This window comes from Dechloromonas hankyongensis (assembly GCF_022012295.1).
GTDB lineage: Bacteria > Pseudomonadota > Gammaproteobacteria > Burkholderiales > Rhodocyclaceae > Azonexus > Azonexus hankyongensis.
The window spans coordinates 88,730-101,456 of record NZ_JAKLTN010000004.1; the positions used below are offsets into that span (position 1 = coordinate 88,730).

Annotated in this window: 14 protein-coding genes; 11 read left to right on the top strand and 3 right to left on the bottom strand. The window is 67.0% G+C overall.

Translation table 11 applies throughout. The annotated features are described in order from the left end of the window. Nucleotides 1–11: 11 nt before the first annotated feature. From LZ012_RS16890 to LZ012_RS16920, 7 genes are all read left to right on the top strand, one after another. Nucleotides 12–1,310, top strand: a complete 1,299-nt coding sequence (locus LZ012_RS16890) for a replication initiation protein (RefSeq protein WP_275712068.1) — start codon at nucleotides 12–14, stop codon at nucleotides 1,308–1,310. Nucleotides 1,311–1,366: 56 nt separating this feature from the next. After that, entirely contained in the window at nucleotides 1,367–2,710 is a 1,344-nt protein-coding gene (locus tag LZ012_RS16895) for a TadA family conjugal transfer-associated ATPase (RefSeq protein WP_275712069.1), read from the top strand. A 336-nt stretch (nucleotides 2,711–3,046) separates the two neighbouring features. Further along, a complete protein-coding gene (locus tag LZ012_RS16900) occupies nucleotides 3,047–4,381 on the top strand; it encodes a GNAT family N-acetyltransferase (RefSeq protein ID WP_275712071.1) in 1,335 nt (444 codons plus the stop codon). A 67-nt stretch (nucleotides 4,382–4,448) separates the two neighbouring features. Continuing rightward, nucleotides 4,449–5,840, top strand: coding sequence for a Fe-S cluster assembly protein SufB (gene sufB / locus LZ012_RS16905; protein ID WP_275712072.1), 1,392 nt, complete (start codon nucleotides 4,449–4,451; stop codon nucleotides 5,838–5,840). Between the two features lie 12 nt (nucleotides 5,841–5,852). Beyond that, nucleotides 5,853–6,620 (top strand): Fe-S cluster assembly ATPase SufC, encoded by a 768-nt coding sequence (sufC, locus tag LZ012_RS16910; RefSeq protein WP_275712073.1) that lies wholly within the window; start codon nucleotides 5,853–5,855, stop codon nucleotides 6,618–6,620. Then, the gene (sufD, locus tag LZ012_RS16915) at nucleotides 6,617–7,924 is read left to right on the top strand and encodes a Fe-S cluster assembly protein SufD (protein ID WP_275712074.1); all 1,308 of its coding nucleotides are present in this window, start codon (nucleotides 6,617–6,619) and stop codon (nucleotides 7,922–7,924) included. The genes sufC and sufD overlap by 4 nt, the downstream gene beginning before the upstream one ends. Nucleotides 7,925–8,141: 217 nt before the next feature. Next, entirely contained in the window at nucleotides 8,142–8,441 is a 300-nt protein-coding gene (locus tag LZ012_RS16920) for a hypothetical protein (RefSeq protein WP_275712075.1), read from the top strand. A gap of 125 nt (nucleotides 8,442–8,566) precedes the next feature. On the opposite strand, the gene LZ012_RS16925 is transcribed toward LZ012_RS16920, so the two are convergent. Continuing rightward, nucleotides 8,567–8,926 (bottom strand): hypothetical protein, encoded by a 360-nt coding sequence (locus LZ012_RS16925; RefSeq protein ID WP_275712076.1) that lies wholly within the window; start codon nucleotides 8,924–8,926, stop codon nucleotides 8,567–8,569. A gap of 185 nt (nucleotides 8,927–9,111) precedes the next feature. Between LZ012_RS16925 and LZ012_RS16930 the strand changes: the two genes are divergently transcribed. From LZ012_RS16930 to LZ012_RS16940, 3 genes are all read left to right on the top strand, one after another. Further along, nucleotides 9,112–10,020 (top strand): M48 family metalloprotease, encoded by a 909-nt coding sequence (locus LZ012_RS16930; RefSeq protein WP_275712077.1) that lies wholly within the window; start codon nucleotides 9,112–9,114, stop codon nucleotides 10,018–10,020. A gap of 30 nt (nucleotides 10,021–10,050) precedes the next feature. Next, a complete protein-coding gene (locus LZ012_RS16935) occupies nucleotides 10,051–10,461 on the top strand; it encodes a hypothetical protein (protein ID WP_275712078.1) in 411 nt (136 codons plus the stop codon). A gap of 76 nt (nucleotides 10,462–10,537) precedes the next feature. Further along, nucleotides 10,538–11,089 (top strand): hypothetical protein, encoded by a 552-nt coding sequence (locus tag LZ012_RS16940; protein WP_275712079.1) that lies wholly within the window; start codon nucleotides 10,538–10,540, stop codon nucleotides 11,087–11,089. Here LZ012_RS16940 and LZ012_RS16945 read toward each other — a convergent pair. Together LZ012_RS16945 and LZ012_RS16950 are read right to left on the bottom strand one after the other, a co-directional pair. After that, complete coding sequence (locus LZ012_RS16945) at nucleotides 11,083–11,418, bottom strand: hypothetical protein (protein ID WP_275712080.1); 336 nt, start codon at nucleotides 11,416–11,418, stop codon at nucleotides 11,083–11,085. The genes LZ012_RS16940 and LZ012_RS16945 overlap by 7 nt on opposite strands. A 41-nt stretch (nucleotides 11,419–11,459) precedes the next feature. Beyond that, nucleotides 11,460–12,086 (bottom strand): MlaC/ttg2D family ABC transporter substrate-binding protein, encoded by a 627-nt coding sequence (locus tag LZ012_RS16950; RefSeq protein ID WP_275712081.1) that lies wholly within the window; start codon nucleotides 12,084–12,086, stop codon nucleotides 11,460–11,462. Nucleotides 12,087–12,376: 290 nt separating this feature from the next. Here LZ012_RS16950 and LZ012_RS16955 point away from each other — a divergent pair, with 290 nt between their 5' ends. Further along, nucleotides 12,377–12,727: a PA2779 family protein gene (locus LZ012_RS16955; RefSeq protein WP_275712082.1), complete on the top strand. Its 351-nt coding sequence runs from the start codon at nucleotides 12,377–12,379 to the stop codon at nucleotides 12,725–12,727.

Genomic DNA, 12,727 nt, shown 5'->3' on the forward strand with positions numbered 1-12,727 from the left:
CCCCACAGCAGATGCCAAAACAACGCTTCGTACCCGAAGGACAACTCTCGCTGTTCGCCACCCGCGAGACGCCGGACGCCTTCCGGAAGGCCGTCCAGGTAGTGCATAGCAAGCCCAAGTCGCCGCTCAGCCTGCTCCACCGCAAGATCGGCAACGCCTGGCTCAAGCACGCCATGGAAACGCAGCCGAACGCCGACGGCTGGTGGGAACTGGGCATCAAGAAGCTGGCCGCCAACATCGGCTTCGACTCCAACAACCGCCAGTACCTGAAAGAATCGGCCGAAGCCCTGATGCACGTCGTTTTCGAATGGGACGTCATCGCACCGGCCGACAAGCGCGTGCAATGGAAGGCCTCGGTGCTGTTCCCCGAAATCGAAATCCGCAACGATGCGGTGCGCTACCAGATCAGCTCGCAGATGCGGGAGTACATGATCAACCCCGAGATCTACGCGATGATCGACATGAACGTCGTGCGCCGCTTCCGGCGCGCCTCGTCGCTGGCCATCTGGGAGTTTTGCGTGCGCTTCGAGCGCATCGGCAAGACGGCCGAAGTCGAATGGCGGGCTTTCCGCGACATCGTGCTCGGCGACACGCCGGAAAACTCGACCTATCTCGAATACAAGTATTTCAAGTCCAAGGTGGTCAATCCGGCGGTGGCCGAGATCAATTCGGAATCGAACCACACCATCGCGCTGATCGAGGAAAAGATCGGCAAACGGGTATCCACCATCCGTTTCGACGTCGACCGCAAGGCCAGCCCGGCGACGGCGCTGCCCGATGACAGCCAGAAGGAAATCCTGCTCGACATCGTCGCCCTCGGCGTGCCCCAGTCGGAAACCCGCCGCCTGCTCGCCACGCATACGCCGGAGCGCTGCCGGGAAGCGCTGGACTACACCCGGCGGCGCATGGCGGACGCCAATCTGCTGCGCCTGGCCAAGCCGGCCGCCTATTTCCGCCAGGCCCTGAACCATCGTTACGGCGACGACGGCGCGGCCAACGACAAGAGCCAGCCCACGGCAGCGGCGCCCGGCACGGCGCGCCCGATCGACATCAAGGAAGCCTACGCCGCGCGGCAACTCAACCAGGCCGAGCATTACTTCCGCGAACTGAGCGCCGACGAGCAGATCGACCTCGCCGAGCGCTACAACACCGGCCAGGGCGTTCCCGCGCTGCGCCTCGACAGCAAGGCGACCCGCCTGGCGCAGACCGCCTTTTTCCGCTGGCTGGCCCAGGAGACCTGGGGTGAGCCCAGCTCCGAGGAATTGCTCGAATTCGCCCAGGACATTCTTACCGGCAGGCACAGCGCATGAATTGCGGCCCCGGCACAGACAGACACCGATTCAAACCAGCTCCAGGAGATATCACCATGCTTGTGCACGACCGGCAAACCCGACATCCCGAACCGCCTCCTCCCGCCACCGTCGCCCCGCCGCCCGGCGCGGCGGAGAACGCCATCCGGAACCACCTCCGGCACAAGATTTTGGAGCACATCGATCCGACCTCGCTCGATACGGTCGGCGCCGACCGCGCCCGGATGGAGATCGCCGCGCTGGTCGAACGCATCGTCGCCGACGAATCGCTGGTCATCAACGACAAGGAACGCCGCCAGCTGATCCGCGACATCCAGGACGAAATGCTCGGCCTCGGCCCGCTCGAACTGCTGCTCGCCGATCCCGGCGTTTCCGCCATTCTGGTCAACGGCTGCCGGCCCATCCACGTCGAGCGCAACGGCCGCGCCGAAGAGACGGGCATCGCCTTTTCCGACACCCGGCATCTGCAGCACATCGTCGCCAAGATCGTCGGCCGCAGCGGCCGCCGTATCGACGAGCAGAATCCGATGGCCGAAGCCCACCTGGCCGACGGTTCGGTGGTCCATGCCATCGTCCCGCCGGTGGCGATCGACGGCCCCCTGCTGTCGATCCGTCGCGGCGCGCCGCCGCTCCAAATGAAACAGCTCGTCGAACGCTACCGCAGCCTGTCGCCCGACGTGGCGCTACTGCTCGAAGGCCTGGTCTGCGCCAAGGCCAACATCCTGATCTGCGGCCCCCGCGACAGCGGCAAGACCACCTTGCTCAACCTGCTCGCCGGCTACATTCCGCCAACCGAACGCATCGCCACCATAGAAAGCGGCAGCGAGCTGCGCCTGAGCCAGCCCCTGGCCATGCGCCTGGAAACCCGAGCCCCGGACAGTGCCGACCACGGCGAAGTGGGGCCCCGCGCCCTGCTCGCCAACGCCTTGCGCATGCGGCCGCACCGCCTGGTGCTGGGCGAACTGCAGGGCGCCGAAAGCCTCGACCTGCTGCAGGCGATGAGCGCCGGCCAGCCCGGTTCGCTCGCCGTCATCCAGGCCGAATCGCCGCAGGAAGCGCTGGAACGGCTGACCAACATGATCGCCATGGCCGGCCACGACCTGTCGCCGCAGGCCGCCCGCCGGCAGATCGCCGCGGCCCTGCCGGTGATCGTTCACCTGTCCCGCCTCAGCGACGGGCAGCGCAAGCTGCTCAGCCTGCAGGAAGTTACCGGCATGCGCGACGACAAGATCGTCTGCCAGGAAATATTCCGCTTCCAGATGACCGCCAGCGGCCAGGACGGCAGCGTGCACGGCTATTCCTGCGCCACCGGCGTGTGGCCCCGCTTCGCCGAACGTCTCATCGAACGCGGCATGGATCTGCCCGACAGCCTGTTCGATCCGAGCAGCCGCTTCGGCTGAGACGGGTAGTGGGCCGACATGCAAGCCACGGGCCGCGAACATGTCGGCACATTCTGTTGCAATCCGTTACTTGAGTTGGTGAATGCGTCTCTTTATCGTGGCTCATGGCTGATGTCCCCCGTCAGCTTGGGCGGCAGTCCTTCTCTCCCTCGGGATTCCGCCGCCTCGAAAGCCTCGTGCCCTCCCCCGCTCGAGGCTTTCGTCTTTTCCGGCCCGGAAAAATCCGATGCCGTTCGGACTATGTGCCCATCTGTCATATATCAACAGAGTTCGCCTAGGCTTACCTTACCCGCCCGCCGGGCGGCACATAGGACATCGGCATATGGGGGAAAGGCGATGAAGAGTGGTCTTGAAGCGCACGGGGACGCTGCCCTGCTCAATGACCTCCGGCAGCCGGCCTGGCGCAGCGCGTCCTGGGCGGGCCGACTCGAAGGACGGATCGGCCGGGGCCTCGCCGAACTGCTATTTCTCGAGCCGCACTGGCGGGCCCTGGCGGCACGTGCGGTGCCCCCCCGCTTCATCCACGCCTTCGAATGGCACATGGCCTACCTGCAGCACCTGGCCAACGACGCCCATGCCATCCACTACGTCAGCCTGTTCGCCCACGGCCAGACGGTGGCCATTTTTCCCTTGCGCCACGTGCGTCGGTCGGTGGGCGGCATCCAGCTCGCGCTGTGGGAATTGCCGACCCATCCCCATCTCATCCTGTGCGAACCGCTGCTGGCGCCAGAATGTTCGGGTAGCGGCCTGTTCCAGCAGGTCGCCGCCATCCTCGGCCGGCAGACCAAGCTGCCGTGGGACGCCCTGCACCTGCCCAACCTGCCCGACGATTCGCCGGCCTTGTGGAGCCTGCGGGCCGGGCCGCCGGTCGGTACCCATCTCGAACGCACCGGGCAGAGCATGTATTTCCGCTGCACCGATCCCGCCACGGCGCTGGCCCGGTGCAGCGGCCAGTTCAAGCGCAACCTGCGCCGCCAGGGCCGGCTGCTGGCGCGCCGGGGGGCCGTCAGCCTGAGCTTCGCCCGCGCCGGCAGCGAGCTGGACGCCGCCTTCGAGGACTTCCTGCGCCTCGAGGCTTCGGGCTGGAAAGGCGCTGCCGGCCGGGCCACCGCCATCAGCCTGCACCCGCATCTGCGGGGTTTCTACGGCGAACTGAAGACCCGCTTCGCGGCGGCCGACGCCTGCCTGATCGCCCTGCTCAAGGTCGACGGCGTCGCCATCGCCGCGCAGTTCTGCCTGCTTGCCGGCCATACGCTGTCCATCCAGAAGATCGCCTATGACGAAACCTGGCATGCCGAGGCGCCGGGCAGCCAGTTGCTGCTCAAGACCATCGAATACTGCTGCGCCGAGCCGGGCATCCGTCACCTGAGCCTGGTCACCGCGCCGGAGTGGGCCGTCGGTCGCTGGAATCCGGAAATCCAGGAGGTCTGGGAAGCCTACGTCTTCCGGGCCAGCCTGCGCGGCTTCGGCGGCCTCGCCATGCGCCGCCTGAAAAACTGCTTCAGCGCGGAGTCCGGGATACTGCCCGCCGCGGGCGCGGGAATCGGGGTCGGCATCGGCGCCGGAATCGCCAACTCCATCGCCGACCAGCCGCCGCCTGCCCACCCGCCCGAATCCGGCGTCGTCGAATCCCTCGCCGGCCCGCTCGCTGCTTTCCTGCTGCCGCCCTGAGCGCCCGGCCTGAACGATGACGCAGGCAGTTGGTCCTACACGATCCGCAGGCCGGAAGGAGAAATCGATGGCCGCCGAAACGGCAAAGTGCGACGAATCGATCAACCGAAACGGCCAGCCTGGCTGGGCTAGCCATCCGGCCGTGCCCCAGGGGCTGAACGAAGCGGTCATCCGCCGGATATCGGCCGGCAACGACGAGCCGGACTTCATGCTCGACTGGCGGCTGCAGGCCTATCGCCACTGGCTGAGCATGGCCGAGCCGGCGTGGTCGACCCTCCATCATCCGCCCATCGACTACCAGGCGATCCGCTATGACCCGGAGTCCCGGGAAGAGCCGGCCGGCGTGGCCGCGGCCGACGCGCCGCCGCCGGAAGGCGAACTGCCCCCAGGCATCGCGCTCGATGCGGTGCTGGGCCGCTACTCGGCGGCTGCCTTCAAGGCCCAGCTCGCCAAACTGGGCATCATTCTCTGTTCCCTGCCGGAAGCGGTACGCGAGCACCCGGCACTGGTCCGCCAGTACCTCGGCTCGGTCGTGCCGCCGACCGACAACTTTTTCGCCAGTCTGAATGCGGCGGTATTCGCCGACGGATCCTTCTGTTACATCCCGCCCGGCGTGTGCTGTCCGATCGAGCTGTCCGCCCATTTCCGCAGCCATGCCGTGCATGCCGGCCATTTCGAGCGCACCCTGATCGTCGCCGACCGGGACAGCACCGTCAGCTACCTCGAAAACAGCGCGGCGCCGGGCGACGGGAACCGGCTGCATGCCGGGGTGGTCGAGCTGGTCGCCTTGGAAAACGCCCGCATCCGCTACGCCACGGTGCAGAACGGCTACCGCGGCGACGGCAACGGCCAGGGCGGCATCTACAACTTCGTGACGCAGCGCGGCGAATGCCGCGGTGACCGTTCGCGGATTTCGTGGACCCAGGTCGATACCGGTTCGGCGATCACCTGGAAATACCCGAGCGTGGTCCTCAGGGGCGACCATACGCGCGGCGAATTCCGCGCCGTGACGCTGACCAACCACGACCAGCAGGTCGATGGCGGCGCCAAGATGATCCACCTGGGCAGGAATACCCGCAGCAGCATCGTCGCCAAGGGCATCGCGGCCGGTAACGGCCACAATGCCTACCGCGGGCTGGTCAAGGTGGCGAAAAGCGCGATCGGCGCCCGCAACCGCACGCAATGCCATTCGCTGCTGCTCGGCGACCAGTGCGCGGCCCATACCTTCCCCTACATCGAGGTCAGGCACCCTTCGGCCCGCGTCGAGCACGAGGCCAGCGCGGCGCGCATCGGCGCGGACCAGCTGTTCTATTGCCGGAGCCGGGGCCTGTCTACCGACGATGTGCTGGCGATGATCGTCAACGGTTTCTGCAAGGAAGTCTTGCAGGAACTGCCGATGGAATTCGCCATTGAGGCGCAGAAGCTGCTCGCGGCCGGCCTGGCCGGCGGCATCGACTGAAAGGGCAGGCGCATGCTGGCCATCCGCAATCTGCAGGTCAGTATCGACGGCCGGGCCGTCCTCAAGGGCCTCGACCTCGCGGTCGGGGCCGGCGAGGTGCACGCCGTCGTGGGTCCCGAGGGCTCGGGCAAGAGTACGCTGGCCCATGTGCTGGCCGGGCGCGACGACCACGCCGTGACCGGCGGCGCAGCACGCTACCGGGACGCCGATCTGCTCGCCCTGGCGGTGGAAGAAAGGACGGCGCGCGGCATTTTCCTCGCTTTCCAGCATCCGGTCGAAATTCCTGGCGTCGCCCATGTCTATTTTCTGCGCGCCGCGCTGAACGCCCTGCGCCGCCGGCGCGGCGAGCCGGAACTCGACGCCGTCGATTTCCTGACCGCCATCCGCGGCAAGCTCAAATTGCTGGGCATCAACGAGAGCCAGCTCTATCGTCCGCTCAATGCCGGCCTCGCCGACGGCGACAAGAAGCGCAACGAGATCCTGCAGATGCTGATGCTCGAACCGACCCTCGCCCTGCTCGACGACAGCGCAGCCGGCCTCGATGGCGACGCGATGAAAACGGTGGCCCACGGCATCAACACCGTGCGCAGCCCGCAGCGGGCCATCGTCCTGTTCGCCCGCGACCCGCGCCTGCTGCATTACGTGGTGCCGGACCGGGTCCATGTCCTGGCCGACGGGCGCATCATCCGCTCCGGCGGCCGGGAACTGGTGAGCGAACTGGAAGGCAGCGGCTACGAGTCCGCCACCGATTCCCCCGAAGCCTTGCAGGTCCGCCCGTGAGGCCGCGCCAGCCGGTCACCGCCAACGGCTATTTCGATGCCTTCGCGCGCGTCGCCCAGGTCCTGCCCGGCCACCAGTTGGGCTGGCTGCACCAGGCCCGCGAGTCGGCCATCGAACGCTTCGCCTGCATTGGCTTCCCCACCTCGCACGACGAGGATTGGAAATACACCGACGTGGCGGCCATCGAGAACAGCCGCTTCAACGTCCTGCCCGGCCCCTGCCCCGACCCGCTGGCCGCCCGGGTCGCCAGCCATGCCCTGCCCGACGCCCACCTGCTGGTCTTCGTCAACGGCACCCTCGAACCCGGCCTGTGCCGGGTCGGCCGGCTGCGCACCGGCGTCGTGCTGAGCGGCCTGGCCTACATGCTGGAGGAGTACCCGGGGCGCCTCGACACATCGCTGCTGCTCGGCAACGCCACGTCCGCCTTTGCCGATCTCAATCTCGCCTTCATGGGCGACGGCGCCTATATCCAGCTGCCCCGGGGCTGCGTGCTGAAGGCGCCGATCCAGCTGCTCTACATCGCCACCGAAGCCAATCTCGCCATCCAGCCGCGCAACCTGGTGGTCGCCGCCGCCGACAGCTCGGCCAGTATCGTCGAACACCATGTCGCCATCCACGACGACGGCTATTTCACCAACGCGGTGACCGACATCGTGCTCGGTCCGGGCGCCACCCTCGCCCATCACAAGCTGCAACAGGAAAACGCCAGCGCCTTCCATATCGCCACCGTGGACATCGCCCAGGGCGAGGGCAGCCATTTCACGTCGACTTCGCTGGCCTTCGGCGCCCGCCTGGCGCGCGTCGGCATCGGCGTCAAGCTCCAGGGCGACGGCGCCAGCTGCAGCCTGGATGGTCTCTACCTGGCCAATGGCCGCCAGCATGTCGATCACCACACGCGCATCGATCATTTGAAGCCCGGCTGCACCAGCCGGGAATACTACAAGGGCGTGCTCGGCGACGCGGCACGCGGCGTCTTCAACGGCCGCCTGGTGGTGCAGCCCGATGCCCGCGGCAGCGACGCCGTGCAGGCCAACCACAACCTGCTGCTGTCCGACGACGCCGAAATCGACACCAAGCCGCAGCTCGAAATCTGGACCGACGACATCCGCTGCCGGCAGGACGCCACGGTCGGACCGCTCGACGAGGATCAACTCTTCTACCTGCGCTCGCGCGGCATCGGCGATATCTCGGCGCGCGCCTTGCTGACCCGCGCCTTCGCCATGGAAATCATCGACCGCATCGGCCTGATTTCCCTGCAGGAACGTGTAGACGACCTGCTCCAGGGCAAGCTGCCGCGCCACTGAGCCGGGCAATAGGTTTTTCGCGGCCTCGCCATGCGCCAGGCATGTAGGAAATATGCCACGCAAATCGACGCACCTTCCGACAGCGCTTCCGCCAATCGATGACAGATTCGGCGGCGCCGAATTCCTACACTGGCCCCTTGGCTTGCGCCCCTTCCGACAGCGGGCGGCCCCCACCCACGACCGATCAATCCATTCGCCGGAAAGTGCCGCTTCCACCATGTCCCGCACCCCAGGAAAAACACCCGTCCTCCACCCCGCGCTCAACCTGCCCTGGCACGTCTACCTGCTGCTCGCCGAGGCGATCTTCATGATCTTCAAATGGGTGCTGCCCAGCCTGTGCACCGCCGAACTCTGCGTGCGGCCACATGCGCTGGACTGGTCGGCGATGGCCTGGGTGTTCTCGGGGCTCTTCCTGCTGTTCGCCGCCGCCCACCTCGCCACCCGAAAGCGGGATGCGGGCAATGCGGCGGCCGGACGCCCACGGCTGCGCGGCTTGTTCAGGATCGCCGGCCACTGAGGAAACTCCAGCGTTCAGCGAAACGCCATTCCCGCAAAAGCGGGAATCCAGTATGTCGTGAATTTCCCGGTTCCCGCTTTCGCAGGAACGGCGGATCACCTTGAACGAACGGTATTACCGGCCGCTCAGGGCCACAGGGCGATCAGTTGCCGGCTGCTCAGGGCGCTGCTGGCGCCCCATTCCTGGGCCAGGGGGTCGCGGCAAGAAGCCGGCGACTGGTGCTCGCTCTCGTCCTGCCAGGGGGCCAGCGCGGCGAGGATTTCGATCTCCCGCCCCTGGTCGAGATTGTTGAATCGGGTCAGGCGTTCGATCAGATAACCGGCATCCGCCCGCAGTTCGGGCGGCACCTGGCGCAGATCCGGAATGTGGCGCGAGCGCCACAGGCGGTCGGCGACCAGGCGCAAGGCGACGCAGTCGGCGTTGGCCAGCCCGCGATCGGCGATCTGCGCGACTTGTTCCTCGAAGGTCCCGGTTTCTTCATGCATATGCCAAGCGTAGCAAAGCCGGCAGGCGGTGCCTGTCGGATGTTGCCGCCGCGTGTGTAGGAAGCCGCCGCCCTGCGCCGATCGGCGGCGAACTCGGGGTCCGTCCGGAAGTCAAATCGACAGGGCGGAAAGGGATAGCAAAGGGCTCGCGCATGAGGCTGGTGGACACTCCCGCGTTGTACGTCATGGCAGGCTGTCTTGGAGCGGCAGGCTGCGCCGTCGATCCGCCGGCGACGCCCAAACAGTTGATCGACATGCCCATCGCGTCGGCCTACGCCGATGCGACTTTCACTCTCAACACTATGTCCTGGCGCAACCTTGTGTGCACCGGGGACGCTGACGAATGTACGACGGGTCCGGTCGACGGCGAACGGTTCACCGGGCAGGTCAGACGGGTCGGCAGCCGCTTGCAGGAAGGCGCGCAGCGGCTCTATCCCGATCTCGAACAGCGGATTCCGAACGTGGCCGCCGGCCGTTTCGACATCCAGGTAGTCGATGCCGACGGACCGGGCAGCAGCGCCACCGCCAACGGCCGGATTGCGCTCAATTCGGGGCTGGCTGCCGAGGCGCCCGACGATGCCTGGGTTGCCTTCGTGATCGCCCGTGAGATGGGCCACGTCATTGCCCGCCATCCGGAGGAGAGGTCGGTGTTCAGCCTGCTCGCTTCGCTCGTCATCAATATCGCCATTCCCGGCAGCGGCCTGATCAAGACCGCGATCTCGACCGCCGGCTCGGCCCTGGCCGCCGGCAGCAAGCAGACGGTGCAGGGGCGCGAGGCCGATACCATCGCCCGGCGCCTGCTCACGGCATCCGGCTATCCGTTGCGCGACGTCGCCCGCAGCCTGCAAAACACCCGGCCCCTGGCCGACGACGGCAGCTGGGCCAAGCGTTTCCGGAAGTCCGCGGCCGACCTGATGGCCGAGGCACGCACTGACGAGTCGCCGCTCCCGGCATCTCCTGGATCGCCCGCCGAAGGCCGCAAACAGGCCGCCACGCCACCCGGCGGACTGGCCTTGGCCCGCCTGCCGGCCGGCAGCCATGCGCCGAATGGGATCGACGTACCCAGCGTCCCCCTTAACAGGCCGCCGCGATGATCGCTCCATTGCCGACTCAGGGAGGCCGCCATGAAAATCCTGTTTCTGATCTTCGCGCTATTGAGCTGCGGCTGGGCGGCCGCCGAAACGGAAGACAATCGCCTGGACCAGCTGGAAGCCGCCTACAACCGGGTACAGCAGGAACAGCAGGCGGTCTTCCAGCAATTCCAGATGACCCAGGAACTGCGCCGCAACGAGCTGGAACCTCCGCCGCCACCGGGCACCGGCACCCGCCGCTACTCGGCGCTCGGCGACGACAGCCGGGCACTCGACTACGACGAGAACGTCCGCCTGCAGCAGGCACGCCAGGATCGCCTGCAACGCTACGACAAGGAAATCAGCCGCGCCTACACGCGCTATCTCGAACTGGCCAATCAGAAAAAGGCGCTGCTCGATCAGATGCAGACCTTGGGGCAGCCGGAGCCCGAGGCCCGACGCTGAGGACTGCGTTCGGCGAAAGGCGGCGGAGCGCGGGAATTCGTTTCACCCGATTCATCATTCCGAACCGGAGGCTGCCATGAATCTCGATCTCGGGCGCTGGCCGATCAACGACGATGCCGAAAGCGAACTGCGCTTCTGGGTTCAGGAGTTGTTCACCTCATTCAAGGCCGGCACCGCCGGTGCCGTGCTGGCCGGCCTGCTGGTCGCGCTGCTCTACGCCAAACTGGGTGACCATCCGATGGCCGATCTGTGGCCGGTGGCGATTGAACTCGCATTCTGGCTCGGCATGTTCGCCGGCCTGCTGTGGGGCGGCAGCAAGCGCCTCGGCATCGCCCTGGCCGCCGGCCTGCCCTGGCACAAACCGCGCAACGAAGGAGAAGAACGCGCCCGGCTGTTCGGCCAATGGGCGGCCTTCGCCGCCTGCATCGCCTTCTTCCTGTGGCTGACCGCAGAACTGGCGCCGAGCACGGGCCTGCCGGGCGCCGCGGCGCTGGCGGCTACGCTGCAGCCGATACAAACTGCCTGCTGGCTGGCCGGCCTGCTTTTTGGCGTCGTGGCCCTGACCGGCCGTCTGCGCCGCCGGCAAGGCCCTCCCTCCGACCCGACCCGGCGGGTATCGCCTCACTGATTGGACGAACTGCCCGAACTGCCGGACGGTGATCCCGATGTCGAACCGGAGCCTGTCGACGACGACGGCGACCCCGAAGTATCGCTGGAAGAAGAGCCGGACGGAGAGCTGCTGGAACCGGGCGCCGACGGCGAAGTGGGCGTGGACGGGAGGCCGGCCGCGGGCGGCGCGCTTTCCAGCATGCGGTCCTGGGCGGAGGGGGTGCGGGCCTGTCGTTCGCTGCCCGGCACCGAAGCGCTCGGCGAGCGGTCGCTGCGTTCGCAGGCCTGCAGCAGGGGCACGATGAGGGCGATGGAAGCGATGGCGGTGAGGATTTGGTTTCGCATCATGGTGGATACTCCTTGGCTATGGGTGATTCAAGAACGACTGCTCAGACCGCCGCCGGCGGCGTGCTGTCGCGGCGCCGGTTCTGCTCCTGCAAGGCCTTGAGCAAGCCGGCGATACCTCCCTTGTTCACTTCGTTGGCGAAGCTGTTGCGGTAGTTGGTCACCAAACTGACGTTGGCGACGACGACGTCGAACACTTTCCAGCCGTCGGGCGAACGCGCCAGGCTGTAATCGAGCGGAATCGGCTGGCCGCCCGGCTTGTTGATCTGCGAATGCACGGTGACCTCGTCGCCGGCAGGCGCCGGGGACAAGGGCTTGAAACTGACCGTCTGGTCGCGATAGGTGGTCAGCGTATTGGCGTAGGTGCGGACCAGCAGCGCCCGGAACTCATCGGTCAGCGCCTTGCGCTGGGCCTCGTCGGCCTGTCGCCAGGCACGGCCGACGGCGAGGCTGGTCATGCGCGTGAAATCGAAGTGCGGCGCCACCTTCTGCTCGATCAGCGCCTCGGCCCGCTGCCGGTCGCCGGAGCGGATCGCCTTGTCCTGGCGCAGGATGGACAGCACTTCCTCGGTCACATTGCGGATCAGCGCATCGGGGCTTTCCTGGGCCGGGGCGAAGCCCGGCAGCAGCAGAAACAGCGGCAGCAACCAGGCAAGGTACTTGCGGATCATCGGTATTCCTTGGCAAATGGGAGGGAGAGCCGCTGCCGGTGGGCGTCCACGCGGCTGCACGGCCCTCGCAATCGGTTTCATCCTAGCCGCCCGGCCCGGCCCGGGCTGTCGGCGCCGGCCGATTCGTGCGTAGGAGCCCACCTGCGCTGATCGGCCCGGCCACTCCGCCGCCGGTTTTCTCCAAGTTCGGCGCTCTAATCGGCTTGGATCGGTGCTGCGACATTCCGTCGCAACGCGACGGTCCGCCGGCCGCCTTGCCGGCCGCCCATCCCGCTGTAGGAGGTCCCGCCATGAACACTCGTGTTTCCCGCCGGTGGCTGATCGTCGCCCTGGCTGCCTTGACCATGCTGCCGCCGGCCCGGGCGGATATCGTTGCCACCGACCAACTGGCGGCTCCCGCGCCGGTCGACGCCGAACGCGCCAAGGTCAAGACCTTCCTCGAACGTGCCACGGTTACCGAGAAACTGAAGGCCATGGGGGTCGATAGCCTCAGCGTCGCCGACCGGGTCGACGCGATGGATGCCGAGGAAATCCACGTGCTGGCGAAGAGCATCGACAGCCTGCCGGCCGGCGGCGATTTCACGACCACCGAAATCATCGTCATTGTCCTGCTCGCCATCCTGCTCATCGCCATCATCTAG